This is a genomic window from Dactylosporangium darangshiense (assembly GCF_039537565.1).
Taxonomy (GTDB): Bacteria; Actinomycetota; Actinomycetes; order Mycobacteriales; family Micromonosporaceae; genus Dactylosporangium; species Dactylosporangium darangshiense.
Map to the genome: position 1 here is coordinate 486,667 of NZ_BAABAT010000001.1, position 18,362 is coordinate 505,028.

Annotated in this window: 13 protein-coding genes and 1 pseudogene; 5 read left to right on the forward strand and 9 right to left on the reverse strand. The window is 71.5% G+C overall.

Annotated elements, in window-relative coordinates:
- Positions 1 to 180: 180 nt before the first annotated feature.
- Positions 181 to 669: a MarR family winged helix-turn-helix transcriptional regulator gene (locus ABD901_RS02130; protein ID WP_380137433.1), complete on the reverse strand. Its 489-nt coding sequence runs from the start codon at positions 667 to 669 to the stop codon at positions 181 to 183.
- A gap of 96 nt (positions 670 to 765) precedes the next feature.
- Here ABD901_RS02130 and ABD901_RS02135 point away from each other — a divergent pair, with 96 nt between their 5' ends.
- Positions 766 to 1,341 carry a YceI family protein gene (locus ABD901_RS02135; RefSeq protein WP_345120540.1) on the forward strand — a complete coding sequence of 192 codons (576 nt, stop codon included), beginning with the start codon at positions 766 to 768 and terminating at the stop codon, positions 1,339 to 1,341.
- 178 nt (positions 1,342 to 1,519) lie between these two features.
- Complete coding sequence (locus ABD901_RS02140; protein ID WP_345120542.1) at positions 1,520 to 2,995, forward strand: glutamate-cysteine ligase family protein; 1,476 nt, start codon at positions 1,520 to 1,522, stop codon at positions 2,993 to 2,995.
- A gap of 5 nt (positions 2,996 to 3,000) precedes the next feature.
- On the opposite strand, the gene ABD901_RS02145 is transcribed toward ABD901_RS02140, so the two are convergent.
- The 6 genes and pseudogenes from ABD901_RS02145 to ABD901_RS02170 all read right to left on the reverse strand — a co-directional run.
- Positions 3,001 to 4,155 (reverse strand): acyl-CoA dehydrogenase family protein, encoded by a 1,155-nt coding sequence (locus tag ABD901_RS02145; RefSeq protein WP_345121128.1) that lies wholly within the window; start codon positions 4,153 to 4,155, stop codon positions 3,001 to 3,003.
- Positions 4,156 to 4,173: 18 nt separating this feature from the next.
- Entirely contained in the window at positions 4,174 to 5,688 is a 1,515-nt protein-coding gene (locus ABD901_RS02150; RefSeq protein WP_345120544.1) for an acyl-CoA carboxylase subunit beta, read from the reverse strand.
- Positions 5,689 to 5,788: 100 nt separating this feature from the next.
- The gene (locus tag ABD901_RS02155; RefSeq protein ID WP_345120546.1) at positions 5,789 to 6,682 is read right to left on the reverse strand and encodes a hydroxymethylglutaryl-CoA lyase; all 894 of its coding nucleotides are present in this window, start codon (positions 6,680 to 6,682) and stop codon (positions 5,789 to 5,791) included.
- Positions 6,679 to 8,025: an acetyl-CoA carboxylase biotin carboxylase subunit gene (locus ABD901_RS02160; RefSeq protein ID WP_345120548.1), complete on the reverse strand. Its 1,347-nt coding sequence runs from the start codon at positions 8,023 to 8,025 to the stop codon at positions 6,679 to 6,681. Before ABD901_RS02160 ends, ABD901_RS02155 begins: the two co-directional genes overlap by 4 nt.
- An 80-nt stretch (positions 8,026 to 8,105) precedes the next feature.
- Complete coding sequence (locus tag ABD901_RS02165) at positions 8,106 to 8,732, reverse strand: TetR/AcrR family transcriptional regulator (protein WP_345120551.1); 627 nt, start codon at positions 8,730 to 8,732, stop codon at positions 8,106 to 8,108.
- 100 nt (positions 8,733 to 8,832) lie between these two features.
- A pseudogene (locus ABD901_RS02170) lies at positions 8,833 to 9,129 on the reverse strand (alcohol dehydrogenase); the annotation flags it as partial.
- Positions 9,130 to 9,181: 52 nt separating this feature from the next.
- Here ABD901_RS02170 and ABD901_RS02175 point away from each other — a divergent pair.
- Entirely contained in the window at positions 9,182 to 9,649 is a 468-nt protein-coding gene (locus tag ABD901_RS02175) for an MmyB family transcriptional regulator (protein ID WP_345120555.1), read from the forward strand.
- A gap of 351 nt (positions 9,650 to 10,000) precedes the next feature.
- On the opposite strand, the gene ABD901_RS02180 is transcribed toward ABD901_RS02175, so the two are convergent.
- On the reverse strand, positions 10,001 to 12,805 hold the full coding sequence (locus ABD901_RS02180) for a hypothetical protein (RefSeq protein ID WP_345120557.1): 2,805 nt from the start codon (positions 12,803 to 12,805) through the stop codon (positions 10,001 to 10,003).
- Entirely contained in the window at positions 12,795 to 14,573 is a 1,779-nt protein-coding gene (locus ABD901_RS02185; protein ID WP_345120559.1) for an HSP90 family protein, read from the reverse strand. Before ABD901_RS02185 ends, ABD901_RS02180 begins: the two co-directional genes overlap by 11 nt.
- Before the next feature lie 380 nt (positions 14,574 to 14,953).
- Here ABD901_RS02185 and ABD901_RS02190 point away from each other — a divergent pair, with 380 nt between their 5' ends.
- Both ABD901_RS02190 and ABD901_RS02195 read left to right on the forward strand, forming a co-directional pair.
- A complete protein-coding gene (locus ABD901_RS02190) occupies positions 14,954 to 17,392 on the forward strand; it encodes a glycosyltransferase (RefSeq protein ID WP_345120561.1) in 2,439 nt (812 codons plus the stop codon).
- Positions 17,382 to 18,332 carry a glycoside hydrolase family 130 protein gene (locus tag ABD901_RS02195; RefSeq protein WP_345120563.1) on the forward strand — a complete coding sequence of 317 codons (951 nt, stop codon included), beginning with the start codon at positions 17,382 to 17,384 and terminating at the stop codon, positions 18,330 to 18,332. The genes ABD901_RS02190 and ABD901_RS02195 overlap by 11 nt, the downstream gene beginning before the upstream one ends.
- Positions 18,333 to 18,362 lie beyond the last annotated feature (30 nt).

Sequence of the window (18,362 nt, forward strand, 5' to 3'; positions counted from 1 at the left end):
GGGTCGCAAGCATCAGCTGCGCATATCCGAAATTTCGGACATACATGCCTTCGCCATGTCGCATGAACGCATGTTTCCCGTGAAACGCCACAATGTCACCCAAAGCAGCCGGTAGACTACAAAGCGTCTCTGGCCTCGGGGGCTGACTCAATGCTGAATTGTCGGATAAATGGAGCGAAGTCAGGCGGCCGGGCGCATGGAGGGCACGCCCGACGTCGCCTCCGGGCGCACCGCGTCGCGGATCGTCCGCAGGCCGCTCAGCAGGGCGTCCAGGCCCGCCGGCGACAACCGGCCCGTGAACCACTCCTCGATCAGCGCGACATGCCCCGGCAGGACCTCCCGCATCTTCGCCGAGCCGGCCGGCGTGATCACGGTGAACGAGCCGCGCCGGTCCGTCGGGCAGGCGCGCCGCGTCGCCAGGCCGTCGCGCTCCAGGCGGTCCACCACCCGGGTCACGCCGCTGGTCGACAGGCCGGTCTGCGCGGCCAGGTCGGTCATGCGCAGCTCGCCGCCCGGAGAGCGGGCGAGCCGCACGAGCACCTCGAAGTCGACGTTGCCGAGACCGTGCTCGGCCAGCTGGACGTTGAGCCGCGCGTTCACCCCGGAGAAGGCCTCCACGAACAGGCCCATGGCGGTGATTCGCGGGTCTTCCAGCATTTCGTCGGTCACAGTGCAACTCTAGCAGAGAACTTGACGAACGAGAGTCTGCCGTGTGTATATTTGCTGCGGCAATCTTCTTCACAACCGCACAACGAGGGAGTCACCATGACGGCACCCGCGAACACCCGCGAGTACAACGGTCTCACCATCCCCACGCCCGGCAAGTTCGAGCTCGACCCCGCGCACACCCGGGTCAGCTTCGTCGCCCGGCACATGATGGTGAGCAAGGTTCGCGGCGGCTTCACCAGCGCCAGCGGCAGCATCGTGATCGCCGAGGACCCGCTGCAGTCGCACGTCGAGGTCAACATCGACGCCGCCAGCATCGACACCGGCGTCGCCGACCGCGACGGTCACCTGCGCAGCCCCGACTTCCTGCACGTCGAGCAGTGGCCGGCGCTGACGTTCAAGAGCACCCGCGTGATCGGGCTGTCCGGCAACGAGTTCCGGCTCGTCGGCGACCTCACCATCCGCGACGTCACCCGCGAGGTCGAGCTCGACGTCGAGTTCGAGGGGCACGCCAAGAGCCCGTGGGGCCAGGAGGTCATCGGCTTCAGCGCGACGACCGAGATCGACCGCGAGGAGTTCGGCATCACCTGGAACCAGGCCCTCGAGACCGGCGGCGTGCTCGTCGGCAAGAAGGTCAAGATCGAGATCGGCGCCGAGGGCGTGCGCCAGTCCTAGGGCATTTATCCAAACAACGGCTAATGCCGGAGTTTGACCATCGTGCAGAGGGTGGGCGAATTCTCCCACCCTCTGCAAGGTTTTGCTCACCCTCGGCTGACCAGATGTCTGTTTTGTCCCTAGCGGTACACCTGGACTGCTCCTAACGTGAGGGGTCCAAGAGGGCCAGGGGGCAGGCATGGGCCAGGACGTCACACGGGGCTCGTTCTCGCGTGAGGACCGTGCTCGATATCGGCGGAAGGTGCGCCGATGCCTCGACGTCTTCGCGCTCATGCTCAACGATTTCCGGTTCGACTCCGACCGGCCGATGACCGGCCTGGAGATCGAGGTCAACCTCATCGACCCGGACGCGCAGCCGGCCATGCGCAACGCCGAGGTCCTCGCCGACCTCGCCGATCCGTCGTTCCAGACCGAGCTCGGCCAGTTCAACCTCGAGATCAACGTCGCGCCGCGCGTGATCGAGGGCGACGGGCTGGACGTGTACGAGCGCGAGGTCCTCGCGAGCCTGGTCCACGCCGACGAGCGCGCGCACAAGTCCGACGCCCGGCTGGTGCTCATCGGCATCCTGCCCACGCTGCGCCCCGAGCACCTGGTGCTGGCGAACATGTCCGACGACCCGCGGTACCGGCTGCTCAACGACCAGATCATCAACGCGCGCGGCGAGGACATGACGCTGGACATCCGCGGGCAGGAGCGGCTCGAGGCCCAGTCGGACTCGATCGCGGGCGAGTCGGCGTGCACCAGCGTGCAGTTCCACCTGCAGGTGGCGCCGGAGGACTTCGCGATGTACTGGAACGCCTCCCAGGCCATCGCGAGCATCCAGGTCGCCGTCGGCGCCAACTCGCCGTACCTCTTCGGCAAACACCTCTGGGCCGAGACCCGCATAGCGCTGTTCGAGCAGGCCACCGACACCCGGCCCGAGGAGCTCAAGGCGCAGGGCGTGCGGCCGCGGGTCTGGTTCGGCGAGCGCTGGATCACCTCGATCTTCGACCTGTTCGAGGAGAACGTCCGCTACTTCCCGCCGCTGCTGCCGATCACCGAGGACGAGGACCCGGTGGCCGTGCTCGAGGCCGGCGGCGTGCCGCGCCTGGGCGAGTTACGCCTGCACAACGGCACGATCTACCGGTGGAACCGGCCGGTGTACGACATCATGAACGGCCGTCCCCACCTGCGCGTCGAGAACCGGGTGCTCGCCGCCGGCCCGACGGTGGTCGACCAGCTCGCCAACGCGGCGTTGTACTTCGGCCTCGTCCGCGAGCTGTGCGAGCAGGACCGCCCGATCTGGACGCAGATGTCCTTCTCGGCCGCCGAGGAGAACTTCCACACCGCCGCCCGCGAGGGCCTGGACGCGCACGTCTTCTGGCCCGGGCGCGGCGAGATCGGCGTCTCCGCCCTGGTGCTCGACGAGCTGCTGCCGATCGCCGCGGCCGGCCTGGACCGCTTCGGGGTGCAGCCGGCCACGCGGGACCGGCTGCTGGGCGTGATCGAAGGCCGGTGCCGCACCGGGCGCAACGGCGCCGCCTGGCAGACCCAGGTCGTGCAGCGCCTGCAGGAGCGCGACGGCCTGGACCGGCCCACGGCGTTACAAAGGATGCTCCAGCGGTACGCCGAGGGCCTGCACGAGAACGTCCCAGTACATACCTGGCCGGTGTAGGACCCCTACAGCCCCATCGACCGCGAAATGATCATGCGCTGCACCTCAGACGTGCCCTCGCCGATCTCGAGGATCTTGGCGTCGCGGTACATGCGCCCGACCGGCGTCTCGTTCATGAAGCCGTAGCCGCCGTGCACCTGCGTCGCCTCGCGCGCGTTGACCATCGCCGCGTCGCTGGACGTCAGCTTCGCGATCGCGGCCTGCCGCTTGAAGTCGCGCCCGTTGACCAGCCGGCTCGCGGCGTCGTAGTAGGCCAGGCGGGCGGTGTGCGCCCGGCTCTCCATGTCCGCGATCTTGAACTGGATCGCCTGGTACTCCCCGATCGCCTTGCCGAACGCGTGCCGCTGCCGGGCGTAGGAGACCGACTCGTCGACGCAGCCCTGCGCGAGCCCGACGCCGAGTGCGGCGAAGGCGACCCGGCCCTCGTCGAGCGTCTGCAGGAACTGCGCGTAGCCGCGGCCCCGCTGCCCGAGCAGGTTGCCGGCCGGCACGCGCACGTCGTCGAAGCTCAGCTCGTGCGTGTCCGAGGCGCACCAGCCGACCTTGGAGTACCCCGGCTGGACAGTGAACCCCCGCGTGCCGCTCGGCACGATGATCGCCGAGAGCTCCTTGCTGCCGTCGGGGTTGACCCCGGTGACCGCGGTGACCGTGACCAGCACGGTGATGTCGGTGCCGGAGTTGGTGATGAACGCCTTCGACCCGTTGATCACCCACTCGCCGGTCGCCTCGTCGAGCACCGCGCGCGTCTGCGTGCCGGACGCGTCGCTGCCGGCGCCCGGCTCGGTCAACCCGAAGGCGGCCAGGGCCTCGCCGGAGGTGAGCTTCGGCAGCCAGTGCTCCTTCTGCGCCGGCGTGCCGAACCGGTAGATCGGCATGGCGCCGAGCGAGATGCCGGCCTCGAGCGTCACCGCGATCGACGAGTCGACCCGGGCGAGCTCCTCCAGCGCGATACACAGCGCGAAGTAGTCGCCGCCCATTCCGCCGTACTCCTCCGGGAAGGGCAGGCCGAACAGCCCCATCTTGCCCATCTGGCGGACCAGGTCGTAGGGGAAGGCGTGCCGCTCGTAGTAGTCGCCGATCACCGGCGCGACCACATCGTGGGCGAACTCGCGGACGCTGTCGCGCAGCGCCTCCAGCTCTTCCGGCAGCGTGAAGTCAATCATGGTCAGTTCGCCCCTCTAGACCGGCGTGACGCCGTGGCGACGCCGTGAGAACGCGCGGTCCTTGGCCCGGGCCGCGGCGAAGCGGCGCACGAGCTCGCCGCGCAGCGCCGAAGGCTCCACGACGGCGTCGACGACGAGCTCGCTGGCCAGCCGCATGATGTCGATGTCGCGCTCGTAGTCGGCGCGCCGCTCGGCGACGAACGCGGCCCGCTCGGCCTCGTCCTCGATCGCCGCGATCTTGTTGGCGTAGACGGCGTTGACGGCCGCCTCGGCGCCCATGACCGCGATCTTCGCCGTCGGCAGGGCGATCGTGGCGTCGGGCTCGAAGCCCGGTCCGGCCATCGCGTAGAGGCCGGCGCCGTAGGCCTTGCGGACCACGACACAGATCTTGGGTACCGTCGCCTCGGAGATGGCCGTGATCATCTTGGCGCCGTGGCGGATGATGCCCTGCTTCTCCACCGCCGAGCCGACCATGAAACCGGGCACGTCGGCGAGGAACAGCAGCGGCACGTTGAAGGCGTCGCAGAGCTGGACGAACCGGGTCGCCTTGTCGGCCGAGTCGACGAAGAGCACGCCGCCCTTGAACATCGAGTTGTTGGCCACGACGCCGACGACACGGCCGTCGAGGCGGCCGAAGCCGACGGTCAGCTCGCGCGCCCAGAGCGCCTGGATCTCGAAGAACGAGCCCTCGTCGAGCAGCCCCTTGACGACCTTGCGCATGTCGAAGGCCTGGCGCTCGCTCGCCGGGATCTCGGGAAATCCGGTCTCGGCCAGTCCCGCAACGGCGGGCGGCTCCGACGTCCAGTTGGAGGGCAGGTAGGACAGATAGCGGCGTACCGTATCAATGGCGTCCTGCTCGGTCTTGCACAGGAAGTGCCCGACGCCGCTCTCGGCGCAGTGCACGCGCGCGCCGCCCATCGCCTCCAGCGTCGTCTTCTCGCCGGTGACCATCTCGACCATGCGGTCCGAGCCCAGGTACATCGAAGCGTTGCCCTCGACCATCGCCACGACGTCGCAGAACGCGGGGATGTAGGCGCCGCCGGCGGCGGAGGGGCCGAAGAGCGCGCAGGCCTGCGGGATGCTGCCGCTGGCCCGGACCTGGGTGTGGAAGATCCGCCCGGCGCCGCGGCGGCCGGGGAAGAGATCCACCTGATCGGTGATGCGCGCGCCGGCGGAGTCCACGAGGTACACCATCGGGACACCGGTGGCGTAGGCCTTCTCGATGATCCGGATGATCTTCTCGACGGTCCGCGCACCCCAGGACCCGGCCTTGACGGTCGAGTCGTTGGCCATGAGGCAGACAGGCCGCCCGTCGACCGTGGCGGTGCCGGTGATCACGCCGTCGGCCGGCAGCCCGTCGGCCAGGGCGTTGGCGAACATCCCGTCCTCGACGAAGGAACCCTCGTCGACGAGCAGGGCGACGCGCTCCCGGGCGAAGAGCTTGCCGCGCGCAGCGTTGGCCGCGTGGTACTTCTCCGCGCCACCGGCCTCGACCCGTTTGCGCAGCTGGTTGAGGGCATCACCCTCCATGGTGCGACCTCCGCGACGGCTTCCTGAACGGTCGTTCATGTTAACGCTCGTTCAGGTTAGCCGACGCAGAGGTGAAGTTCCAACTCTCGGCGTGTGTGCATCACAAGGGGAGGCGCGGACCCGCCTTGAGCACCCCGGACGGCAGCTCCCGGCCGACGATCTCCTGCGCCAGCCGCGCCGCCTCCAGCAGCGCCTTGAGGTCGATCCCCGTCTCGTACCCCATGTCGTGCAGCATGTGCACGACCTCCTCGGTGGCCACGTTGCCGGTCGCCCCCGGCGCGTAGGGGCACCCGCCGAGCCCGCCGACGCTCGCGTCGAACTCGGTGATGCCCATCCGCAGCGCGGTCAGGATGTTGGCCAGCGCGGTGCCGCGGGTGTTGTGGAAGTGCAGCAGCAGCGGCAGGTCCGGGTGCCGGTCGCGGACCCACCCTACGACCTCCTCCACCCGCCGGGGCGTGCCCATGCCGGTCGTGTCGCCGAACGCGACCCGGTCCGCGCCGTCGGCCACGACCCGGTCGACGATCGCGGCCACCCGCGCCGGGTCGACGTCGCCCTCGAACGGGCAGCCGAAGCTCGTGGAGATGATCACCTCGGCCTTGGCGCCGGCGCCGTGCAGCAGGTCGATGAGCACCGCGATGTCGTCGAGCGACTCGTCGGTCGAGCGGTTCACGTTGCGCCGGTTGTGCGTGTCCGAGGCGGAGACGACCACCTCGATCTCGGTGAAGCCGGCGGCCAGCGCCCGCTCGGCGCCCTTGGTGTTGGGCACGAGCGCGGAGTAGCGCACCGCCGGGTTCTTCTCGGCGCGCTGCCACACCTCGGCGGCGTCGGCCATCTGCGGTATCGCCTTGGGGTGGACGAACGAGACCGCCTCGATCCGCTGTACACCCGTGGCGGAGAGGGCGTCGAGCAGCCGCACCTTGGCGTCGGCCGGCACCGGGTCCTCGTTCTGCAGGCCGTCGCGGGGGCCGACCTCGCGGATGGAGACGAAGCTCATTTGCTCGCACGCATCCTTCCCACGATGCCGGTGTCGTAGTCGCCCGAGATGAACTCCGGGTTGCCCAGCAGCTCGGCGAAGAAGGGCAGGTTGACCTTCGGCCCGGCGACCTCGAAGCCGGCCACTGCGGCCCGCAGCCGCTCCAGGGCGTCGGCCCGGTCGGCGCCGTGCACGACCAGCTTGGCCATCAGCGAGTCGTAGCTGGGCGTGACGACGTTGCCGGCGCTGTACCCCGCGTCGACCCGCACCCCGTCCCCGCTCGGCTCGACCCACGCGGTGATCGCGCCCGGCCCCGGCAGGAAGCGCTTCGGGTCCTCGGCGTTGACCCGCACCTCGATCGCGTGCCCGGTGACCGTCAGCGCGTCGGGGTCGAACGTCGGCGCGAGCCCGGAGGCGATCCGCAGCTGCTCCTCGACCAGGTCGATGCCGAACACGGCCTCGGTGACCGGGTGCTCGACCTGCAGCCGCGTGTTCATCTCCAGGAAGAAGAACTCGTCGCCGGCCGGGTCGAACAGGCACTCGACGGTCCCAGCGTTGCGGTAGTCGACCGCCTCGCCGGCCCGCACGGCCGCCGCGAGCAGCTCGGCGCGCTTGCCGGGCGAGAGCGCGGGCGACGGCGTCTCCTCGACCAGCTTCTGGTTGCGCCGCTGCACGGAGCACTCCCGCTCGCCGAGCGCGACGACCCGGCCGTCACACAGGCCCAGAATTTGTACCTCGATGTGCCGCACCCGCGGGAAGTAGCGCTCGATCAGCACGGACCCGTCGCCGAACATCCGCTCCGCGAACCCGCGCACCCGGTCGTACTCGGTGCGCAGCGCGTCGGCGTCGTTCGCGACGGCCATGCCCATGCCACCGCCGCCGGCCGCGGCCTTCACCATCACCGGGTAGCCGATCTCGCCCGCGGCCTCCAGCGCCTCGCCCACCGTCCGCGCCGGGTCGGTCGTGCCCGGCGCCACCGGCACGCCCGCGGCCGCCATCAGGTTCCGCGCGTTGATCTTGTCGCCCATCGCGTCGATCGCGTCCGGCCCCGGCCCGACCCAGATCAGCCCGTTGTCGGCCACCGTCGCCGCGAACGCCGCGTTCTCCGACAGGAACCCGTAGCCCGGGTGGATCGCCTCGGCCCCGGTCGTCTTGGCCGCGGTCAGGATCGCCTCGGTGTTGCGGTAGGACTGCGCCGGGTTGGCCGGTCCGAGAAGAACCGCCTCGTCGGCCTCGAGCACGAACGGGAGCCCCGCGTCCGCCTCCGAGTACACCGCAACGGTACGAATGCCCAGGCGGCGCGCGGTGCGGATGATCCGCCGCGCGATCTCACCACGGTTGGCGACGAGCAATGAGTTCAGCATCGTTGCTGTTCTCCTGTGGATAACTCTGTGGGTAGGAAGGCGGTGAGCCTGTGGATAACCGCCACGACTCACCCGGAGCGTTATCCCTGCAGCGCGGAGAGTGTTGCCGCCCGCAGCAGCTCGGCGCGGCGCGCCCGGTCGACCTCGCCGCCCAGGAAGGGCGTCGAGTTCATGAGGCCGAACGCCGCGTGCGCGAGCACCCGCGCCTCGCCCGCGTCCAGGTCCGCGCCGCGCAGCGAGGTCAGCGTCGACACCCACTCCTCCACATAGAGGCGCTGCAGCCGCCGGATCTGCCGCCGCGGCTCCTCGGGCAGCCGGTCCAGCTCGTGCAGATGCAGCGCGATGACCGCCGGGTTGGCCAGCGCAAACTCGACGTGGAAGTCGACCAGCGCCGCCAGCGCCTTGCCGGGGTCGTCCCCCGCCTCGGCGATGCGCGCCTGCCCACCGGCGAGCAGTTGCTCACTCACGGGGATCAGCGCCGCCGCGAGCATTGCCTCCTTGCCCGCGAAATGGTGGTACAACGCGGGGCCGGTCACCCCGGCCGCCGCGCCGATGTCATCCATGGACACCCCGTGGTAGCCACGGGTGGCAAAGAGCCCGACGGCGATCTCGAGGATCTCGTCGCGCCGGGAGCGCCGCCGCTGACCGGCGGGCCCCGCTCCTCGCGACTGCGCCGGCGGTCGAACCGCGTGCTGTTCCAGCGTCATGGGGAAAGCCTAACCTCGTGTCAAGCCGTACACTGAACGCTCGTTAAGCTCATCACATCCCATCACTAACGGCAAACGCGCTGGATACGCTCCCAGCGCCCTACGCGAGCGTGGCGGTGTCGATCACGAACCGGTAGCGCACGTCGGAGGCGAGGACGCGCTCGTAGGCGTCGTTCACCCGGTCGATGCCGATGATCTCGATCTCGGCGCCGATGCCGTGCTCGGCGCAGAAGTCGAGCATCTCCTGCGTCTGGGGCAACCCGCCGATGATCGACCCGGCGAGGGTCCGCCTCCGCATGATCAGCGAGCTGGCGTGCACCGCCATCGCCTCCGGCGGCCCGCCGACCGTCACCAGCACGCCGTCGACGGCCAGCAGCGACAGGCACGCGTCCAGGTGCCGCCTGGACGTCATCGGCACCAACGCTCTGGGCCGCGCCCTCTACGAACCCATGTACGCGGCCCCGTCCCGCCCGGTCAACACGGCCCGCTTCGGTTTTCTCAATCCGGCCGCCCGCATCTTCTGGCGCGCCTGGGACAAGATCGCGAACGACTGCGCCAACCTGCTCCGCGCCGAGGCCGGCCGCAACCCGTGCGACGCGGAGCTCACCGCACTCATCGGCGAGCTGTCCACCCGCAGCGAGGACTTCCGCGTCCGCTGGGCCCGCCACGACGTCCGCATCCACACCACGGGCGTCAAGCGCCTCCACCACCCGATCGTCGGCGACCTCGAGCTGCCTTACGAGGCGACCCCGCTGATCGCCGACCCCGGCCAGACGCTGCTCATGTACACCGCGGAGCCCGACACCCCGACCGAGGACGCACTACGCCTCCTGTCGAGCTGGGCGGCCTCCCAGCATGGGCCCGCCGCCGACGCCTCCCAACCGGAGCGAGACACCACCGACTCCGAGCCCATCTGATCCCGACGCCGCTCGTCGCGCCGCGACCAGGCCAACGCCCCGACCAGGCCCACGCCGCGCGGGGCTGGAGCTGGTCACGCGGGGCCGGAGCCGGTCGCGCGGGGCCGGAGCCGGTCGTGAGGGGCCGGAGCCGGTCGCGAGGGGCGGAGCCGGTCGCGCGGGGCCAGGCCAAAAGCGCCGCGGGGAACCGGAACTGGCCCCGGGGCAAGGCCGAAGCGCCGCGCCCGGCTGGAGCTGGCCGCCGGGGACCGGAGCTGGCCGCGCGGGCCAGGCCGAGCGCCACGCAACGTGGCCGAAGCGCCGCGCGGGGCCGGGGCAAAGCACCGCGCGGGCCAGGTCCGAACGGCGGGGCTACTGGTTCAGGTAGTCGGCGCGGATTTTCGCGGCCTCCTCCGATCGGCCCTGTGACTCCAGGGACTCGGCCAGCATCCAGGCCGAGTTCTGTTCGATCTGCGAGCCCCGCGGCGCCGCGCCCAGGACGGAGCGCAGGTGCGGCTCCGCGCCGGACGGGTCGCCCAGGCGCATCAGGGACTCGGCGTGCAGGAAGTCGGCGTCCAGGGCGTCGCTCAGGGAGCCGATCGAGCGCAGCGCGTCGCCGGCGCCCGCCGACCGCTGGGCGGCCTCGTCGAGGCGGCCGGCGCCGATGTACACGCGGGCGGCGTCGCAGTCGAGCATGGCGCGCTGCCAGATCAACCAGGGCTCGGTGCCCTCCGGGGACTCGGACAGCTGCACGGCCAGGGCGTCGGCCTCCGACAGCGCCGACAGCGCGGCCGGCAGGTCGCCCGCCCAGCGCAGGGACAGCGCCCGCATCCGCCGCGTGTACATCTCCGGCTGCACCATCCCGGACGCCCGGAAGGCCTCCGCCGCCGCGGCGAAGCGGTCCGCGGCCAGCGCGTCGCGGTCGGCCTCGTAGAGCAGCTGGGCCGCCTCCTGGAGCATGCGGCCGCGGGCCGGCAGGTTGTCGTAGCCGTCGAGGTTGGTCGCGAGGGTCTCCAGCAGGCCCAGCGCCAGGTCCGTCTCGCCGAGCTCCCGGTAGATGCGCGAGAGCAGGTAGCGGGTCTGGTCGGCCTGCTCCTGCGCGCCGGCCCGGTCGAGCGCGTCCAGCGCGCTCTCGGCGGCCTCGGCCCCGTCGAGCGGCTGGCCGGCGTGGTGGTAGGCGCCGGCCAGGTCGTAACGCAACAGGGCGGCCGGCACGTCCTCGCCGTGCGCGACGTGGTCGGCGACCACCTCGACGAGGTCGTCGATCGCCTCCGCCGGGCGCTCGGCCGCCAGCCGCGCCCGGGCCCGCCCGACCAGCGCCGACAGGCGCACCGTGCGCTCGGCGGCAAGGGCGAGGGCGTTGTCGAAGGACGCGACCGCCTCGTCGAAGCGTTCGAGGTTGCCCAGCGCGTGCGCGCGGATCAGCGCCGCCATGCCGGCCGACGGCGGGTTGCCCAAGGCGGCATACCGCTCGAGAGCCTCCTGCGCGCCCGCCGCCGCCTCCTCGTGCCGGTCCAGCACGAGCAGGTAGTGGGCGCGCCGGGCGGCGACGTCGGCGCGCAAGAGCGGGCGCTGCGGTTTCTCGGCGATCGCGGCCTCGACCGAGGCCAAGGCGTCGGCCGGGCGCTCCAGGCGCATCAACGCCGACTCGGTGCGCAGCCGCGCCTCCGCGCGCGTGTCCGCGTCGGCGCCGGGGTGGGCGAGGATCCGCGTGGCGAGCGCCTCGACGTCGGCGAGCACGCCGTCATCGGGCTCGCGCAGGCACAGCAGCGCCCGGGCCTCGCAGGCCAGCGCCGGCAGCTCCTCGCCGCCGGCCCGGTAGGCCGCGGCGGCCTCGGCCAACATGGCCTGCGCGACCGGTCCGCCGTCCTCGCGGTAGGCGGTCAGCCGGGCGCGGGCCTCGAGCCGGCGCACGGCGAGGTCGGCCGGTGGCTGCGGGTGCAGCTCGTCGAAGCGGTCGAGCGCGGCCTCGGCGGAGTCGATGCGGTGCTCGTCGTAGAACTCCCGGATCCGCTCGAGGAGCTCCGCCGCGCCGGTGGGCAGCTCCCGCACCGGCAGGTCCCGGGCCGGCGGGACCGCGACCGGCGGCGCCTCGACGCGACGGCGGGCGACGGCGCTCAGCGGCACGTGGTCCCCGAGCGGCCCGGCGGCCAGGGTCGCCTCGACGCGGCCGGAGACCGACTCGGTGGCGTTGCGCTCGTCGAAGCGGCCCGCCCACTCGCGGGCCCGTCGGGTCAGGCGCGCGGCGAGCTCGCCGGCGGTGCTGTCGCCGAGCGCGAAGCCCGGGTCGAGCCGGCCGAGCAGCAGCGCCGCCGACGCCGAGAACCACATGTCGGCCTGCGGGCTGGGCGCCCGGTCCAGCCAGGGCAGGTGGCGCTGGACGAGCTCGAGGCCGCGGGCCTCGTTGCCGGTCCGCGCGCAGAACTCGATGTGCGCGCCGATGCTCTGCAGGTCGGCGAGGTTGCCGCGCAGCCGCCGGTACGCCTGCCGATGCGCGTCGGCCGCCTCGTCGAGTCGCCCGGTGCGCACATACGGCACGAGCAGCGAGGTCAGGATCGACTGCGGCTGCTCGACGCAGGTGAGCCGGCCGGCGAGCACGGGCGCGGCCATGGCCACGGCTTCCTCGTCGCGGCCGAGGCCGATGAGGTGGTCGACCTTGGCGCCCGGGTCGCAGCCGGCGCAGTCGGAGTTGCTGTCGCGGGGCGCGGCGTTCCACTTCGCATACCACTCCTCGGCCGCCGGGTCGCCCACGTGCGCGGCGACCTGGTAGCGGTGGGAGTAGACCGCGTGCAGGCTGTGCCCGCCGGCCCGGTAGCGCCGCTCCATGTCGTCCAGCACGTCGTAGGTGCGCGCCAGCGGCACGGCCGGGAACTTCAGCAGGCCGTTGACCATGAACTTGAAGTGCCACAGCAGGGTGTGCTCGTCGTCGGCGTCGAAGCGCTCGGGGTGCGCGTCGTACTCGGCCCGGCACCACGAGAACGTCACGAACGACTTCGCCGGCTCGCCGCCCTGCACGTAGGCCGACGTCGCGAACAGCCGCGACGCGAGCCGCAGCTCGTCGTGCCCGCCCGCGTCGGCGTGCTGCATGACCTGCTCGACGAGCGCGATCTGGGCGCCGCCGTAGGGCATGTGGTAGGCCTCGCGCAGCAGCGACCACAGCTCTTCTTCACTCTTCATGACCCACCGCCTTGTTGAGCAGACCGAGGAACGAACCGTTGAGCAGCGCGGCGTCGGCCGGCCGCAGCGGATGGTGCCCGAGCAGCAGGGCCTGGCCGTAGAGTCCCTCGACCGCGAGGCGGACCAGGTCCGGGTCGGGGATCTCGCTGACCCGACGCACGAGCGGGTTGCGGTAGTTGAGCACCAGCTGGGAGCGGTCCTGCTCGTCGGTGCGGGCCAGCGCGTCCAGCACGTCGGCCCAGACCTCGTCGACGCGCTCGCGGGTGGCCCGCAGCTCCGCGGCGAAGGAGGCCGAGCGGCTGGTGAGGTACATCGCCGGCATCCCCGCCGGGTCATAGGCGCGCAGCACGACCTCGCAGCCGAGCCGGTCCAGGGCCCGCTGTGCCAGCTGCAGGAACGGCCGCTTGGCCAGCTCCACCTCGGGCTCGAGCGCGTCGAAGGCGGTGCTCAGGTCACCCGGCTCGACCCGCTCGATCAGGGCGCCCGGCTCGACCTGCGGCAGCCTCTCGATGATCTCGGTGTCGTAGATGTAGCCGGCGTTGACCAGCGGCATGCCCTGCGCCGCGGCGACCGCGCCGATCTGGCGGAACTCGTCGAGCTGTGCGGAGTAGCGCACCAGCCCGTGCTGTGCCCGGAAGTCGGCGAGCGTCATGCGCCCGGTGTTGGTCTCCATCGGCCACCAGCGCTCGACCAGCCGCAGCATCTCGTCGTCGTGCAGCGCGAGGGCCTTGACGCCGAGGTGGTGCACGTCGAGGAACTCCCCGAGCCGGCGCGGGTTGCGCCCGGCGAGGCGCATGAGCCAGCCGCGCAGCTGGTCGCCGAGGGCCTCCCGGGTCGCCTCCAGCAGCGAGTCCTCGTAGAGCGCCTCGCGGCTCGCGGTCGGGCGCAGCTCGCCGGCGTCGATCACGCAGCGGGCGAAGAACGCCCACGGCGGCAGGACCCCCTCGGCCCCCTCGGCGAGGAGCATGCGCTTGAGGTAGACCCGGTGCCCGGCCCGCGCCGCCGGGTTGGCCGGCGTCGGCAGCACGAACGCGATCCCGGTCAGCCCGGCCGCCGGCACCGAGAGGTCGATCGCGTCGAAGGGCACAAACCCGAAGAGCTGCTGGCAGTACTCCTGCAGCCGCTCCCGCCGCCCCTCGTCCCCGGTCCGCCACGGCAGCCCGTCGCCGCTCACGGGGACCCCGGCGACCTCGACCCGGAACGGCAGCAGCGAACCGTAGAGGCTCGCGAGCTCGACCACCGTGTAGCGCTGCAGCCACTGCTCGGCATCGCGGCGCGGCACCAGCGTCACCGTCGTGCCGACCTCGTCGCGGCGCTGGCCCTCGGTCTGCACGCTGTATCGCCCGTCGCCGAACCCGCGCCAGAGCACCGCCGGGGCGCCCTCGGCCCGGGTCAGCACCCGGATCTCGTCGGCGACGAGGAAGCAGGACAGCAGCCCGATGCCGAACTGGCCGAGGAAGTCGTGCCGAGCGAAGCCGAGGTCGTCGCGCTTGGAGCTGCGCCCGATCGTGGCCAGGAACTGGTGCACCTGCTCCTCGGTGAGCCCGATACCGGTGTCGATGACGCGCAGCGTGCCGTCGCCGGTGACGTCCGGCGGCTCGATGCGGATCAGCGCCGGCGCCGAAGCGCCGCCGGCCGCACGCCGGGCCGTGATCGCGTCGACGGCATTCTGCAGCAGCTCCCGCAGGTACACCCGGGGGCTCGCATAGAGGTGGTGGCTGAGCAGGTCGACGACCCCGCGCAGATCCACTTGGAACGTCCGGTCCACGCGGGCACGCTACCGCGTAGGTCTGACATTTCCAGCCCCGTAAGCCTGTCCAAGCCCGGGCGCCGAGCCGCGCGAGGCCGGCGCCACTCTCGGCAACGGCTCGCATCGGCCGGCCCAGGACACGGTGCCGGTCGCATTCCGCGGGAATGGATCGACGCCCGAGAACCGCTGCCGGAATGGTTCCAGCGTCGGTGGTGACAGTCCGAAGTCACATTACGTGACGTTTAGCCTCTCGCGCAGGCGAATGCAAGCAATTGATAAACATCCACGCGTTTGGTCGGGTGATATCGGGCATGAGCTGCAGGGGGGCATGATCCCACCACACTCCCCATCCGGGCGTATGAAGGTTTTTCGGCCCCGCCGGGGGTAACAATGTGCTCATGTCACACCCTGCCGCGACCTATCGACTCGGTATCGTGTCGACCTATGTGCCGCGCCAATGCGGTCTTGCGACGTACACCGCAGACCTGCGCGAGGCACTGGGTGTCGCCACCGACGATCTGGAAACAGTCGTCGTGGCCATCGACCGTGACGGGCTCACCTACGGCGACGAGGTCGTCGCCACCATCAACCAGGACCGCATCGAGGACTACTCCGCGGCGGCCCGCGTCCTGCGCGAGGCCGACGTCGAGGTCGTGCTGATCCAGCACGAGTACGGCATCTTCGGCGGGCCGGACGGCTCCCACTTGCTGGAGCTCACCCGCGCGCTCAACGCCTGCGGCATCCCGTACCTGCTGACGCTGCACACAGTGCTGCCGACGCCGTCACCGGGGCAGGCCGCCACGCTGCGCGCCCTGTGCGCCCGTGCCGCTCGGGTGACCGTGTTCACCGAGACCGCGCGCCGGGTCGCCATCCGCACCGGCGTCGCCGCGGGTCACCAGCTCGTCGTGGTACCGCACGGCGCACCCGACGCGATGCGTCGCCCGCCGGAGCCGTCCACGCTGCGCACGGACCTGCGCGAACTGCTCGAGCGGGTCCGGGGCAAGCCGACGCTGACGACGTTCGGCCTGCTCGGCCCGGGCAAGGGCATCGACATCGCGATCGACGCGCTCGCCGAGGTGGTCCAGAAGCACCCCGACGTGCAGTACATCGTCGCCGGAACGACCCACCCCGAGATCAAGCGGCAGGGGGGCGAGGTCTACCGGGAGAGCCTGCATGCGCAGGTGGAGCGGCTGGGCCTGGCCGGCAGCGTCCACTTCGTCGACGCCTTCCTCGGCCTCGACGAGCTCTCGGCGATCCTGCACGCGAGCACGCTGTTCGTGACGCCGTATCGCCAGCCGGAGCAGATCTGCTCGGGCGCCCTCACCTTCGCGCTGGGGGCCGGCCTGCCCGCCGTGTCCACGTCGTACAGCTACGCCGAGGACATGCTCGCCGGCGGCGCCGGCCGGGTCGTGCCGATCGGCGACGGCGACGCGCTCGCCGCCGAGATCATCGACCTGCTCAGCGACACCCGGGCGCTCGCCGCGGCGAAGGCCGTCGCGGAGGCGTGCGCGGCCTGGCTGCCCTGGCCCGCGGTCGCGGCCCGGGAGGCCGACCTCTTCGCCGACGTCGTGCGCCAGTCGCAGGCCGCCTCGGCCCGCCCCGGCCACGCCACGGCCACCGCGCCGGTGCTCAACCTCGACCACCTCGACCGGCTCACCGACGAGATCGGCATCCTGCAGTTCGCGCAGGGCCCCAACCCGGACCAGGCCTCCGGTTACTGCGTCGACGACGTTGCCCGGCTCGCGATCGTTGCCGCGGACCTGCTCGCGGTCGGCACCGACGCGAAGCAGACGACGCTGGCCACCCGGTGGCTGCGGCAGTCGATGCGGTTCCTGACCGCCGCGTACGACCCGTCCGGCTCGATGCACAACATGCTCAGCTACGGCGGCACCTGGCAGGACTGGCCGCACATGGGCGACCACGTCGGGCGCACGGTCTGGGCACTGGGCGTGCTGGTGGGCACTCCCGCCGTACCGGATGACATCAGAATGCCGGCGGCGACACTGCTGGACGAGCTGGGCCCGCGCACCGACGCGCTGCCCGGGATCGGCCTGCGCTCGGCCGCGTACGCGCTGATCGGCCTCGCCCGCGCCGGCCGCGTCGAGCTGGTCGCGCCGCTGATGGCACGGCTCGACGAGGCGCTCGCCGAGACGTCCGCGGTCGACCCGTCCTGGCGCTGGTTCGAGCCGGACCTCACGTACGACAACGCGCGCCTGCCGCAGGCCATGCTGCTCGGCGCGGCGCTGCTGGAGGACGACGCCGCGGCCGCCCGGGCCGTCGCCGCGCTGGACTGGTACGTGCAGCACGTGGGGCTCGCCGACGGCACCCTGCGCTGCGTCGGCAACAACTGGCACCGCCGCGGCGAGCCGAGCGCGGTGTGGCTGGCCGACGACGGCGACGAGCAGCCGATCGACGCGGCGGCGGTCACCGAGGCGCTCGTCGACGCCTGGCAGCACACGGCCGATCCGCACCTTGCACGGCTGGCCGGCTGGGGCTACTCGTGGTTCCTCGGGCGCAACCGAGCCGGCGCCCGGCTCTACGTGGACACCACCGGCGCCTGCCATGACGGTTTGTCTGCTACTGAGCCAAATGGGAACCAAGGCGCCGAGTCCACGCTAGCCTATTACCAAGCGCTCCTCAGTCTTCTCAGGGCCGGTTTGGCCGCGTTGCCGCATCCCGTTGCGCCAACGACACCGGTTCCGACCTCCCTGCCGGTCACCACGTTGTCCAAGCCCACCAACAAGGGCCGCGTGGTCGGCCGGGCGTCGGCGGGGTACAGCGCGACCGCCACACCGCCCCGCCTGCGCAATACGGAGGACCATTCCGATGCACTTTGACGCGGAGCTGTTCCATCGGGAAGCCACCAATCCCCTGCTGACCGCGGGGGACTGGCCCTATCCCATCAACAGCGTCTTCAACCCGGGCGCGTGCCTGCACAACGGCGACACGGTCCTGGTCTGCCGGGTCGAAGACCGCCGCGGCATCTCGCACCTGACCGTCGCCCGGAGTAAGGACGGGCGCACCAACTGGGTCGTCGACGGCAAGCCCCTCATTGCCGACGACCCGACCGACGCGCACAGCTGCTGGGGCGTCGAGGACCCGCGGGTCACCTACGTCCAGGAGCTCGGCGCTTACGTGATCGCCTACACGGCGTACGGCCCCGGTGGCCCGTGCGTCGGGCTCGCGAGGACCGAGGACTTCCTGACCGTGGAGTCACTGGGCGTCGTGATGCCGCCCGAGGACAAGAACGCGTCGCTGCTGCCGCGCATGATCGACGGCCACTACGTGCTCTTCCACCGCCCGGTCTCCGTGCTGTCGGCCCGGGCCGACGTGTGGCTGTCCAAGTCGACCGACCTGCGTTCGTGGACGACGCCGGATCCGGTCATGCAGGCCCGCTCCGGCCCGTGGTGGGACGCCACCCGGATCGGGATGGGGCCGCCGCCGATCGAGACCCCGCACGGCTGGCTCGCGGTGTACCACGGCGTCAAGGCCATGGTGGCGACGTCGATCTACCGCGTCGGGCTGGTCATGCTGGACCTCGACGACCCGACCAAGGTGATCCGGCGCACCCCGAGCTGGGTGCTCGGCCCGGATACCGACTACGAGCGGGTCGGCGACGTGCCCAACGTCGTCTTCCCTTCCGGTCTCGTCCTCGACGAGACGACCGACGAGCTGCGCCTGTACTACGGCGCCGCCGACCTCACCGTGGGGATGGCGAGCGCCCGATTCTCCGAGGTCGTGGACTACCTGATCTCGCTGCCGGCCGAGGACGAGTAGAAGCAACAAGGCAAGAGGGGGCCGCAGCGT

Excerpts from the sequence above, each read along its gene's own strand:
- ABD901_RS02135 (WP_345120540.1), top strand. The coding sequence starts at position 766 with ATGACGGCACCCGCGAACACCCGCGAGTACAACGGTCTCACCATCCCC.
- ABD901_RS02140 (WP_345120542.1), top strand. The coding sequence starts at position 1,520 with ATGGGCCAGGACGTCACACGGGGCTCGTTCTCGCGTGAGGACCGTGCT.
- ABD901_RS02150 (WP_345120544.1), bottom strand. The coding sequence starts at position 5,688 with ATGGAGGGTGATGCCCTCAACCAGCTGCGCAAACGGGTCGAGGCCGGT.
- ABD901_RS02155 (WP_345120546.1), bottom strand. The coding sequence starts at position 6,682 with ATGAGCTTCGTCTCCATCCGCGAGGTCGGCCCCCGCGACGGCCTGCAG.
- ABD901_RS02160 (WP_345120548.1), bottom strand. The coding sequence starts at position 8,025 with ATGCTGAACTCATTGCTCGTCGCCAACCGTGGTGAGATCGCGCGGCGG.
- ABD901_RS02165 (WP_345120551.1), bottom strand. The coding sequence starts at position 8,732 with ATGACGCTGGAACAGCACGCGGTTCGACCGCCGGCGCAGTCGCGAGGA.
- ABD901_RS02175 (WP_345120555.1), top strand. The coding sequence starts at position 9,182 with ATGTACGCGGCCCCGTCCCGCCCGGTCAACACGGCCCGCTTCGGTTTT.
- ABD901_RS02180 (WP_345120557.1), bottom strand. The coding sequence starts at position 12,805 with ATGAAGAGTGAAGAAGAGCTGTGGTCGCTGCTGCGCGAGGCCTACCAC.
- ABD901_RS02190 (WP_345120561.1), top strand. The coding sequence starts at position 14,954 with ATGTCACACCCTGCCGCGACCTATCGACTCGGTATCGTGTCGACCTAT.
- ABD901_RS02195 (WP_345120563.1), top strand. The coding sequence starts at position 17,382 with ATGCACTTTGACGCGGAGCTGTTCCATCGGGAAGCCACCAATCCCCTG.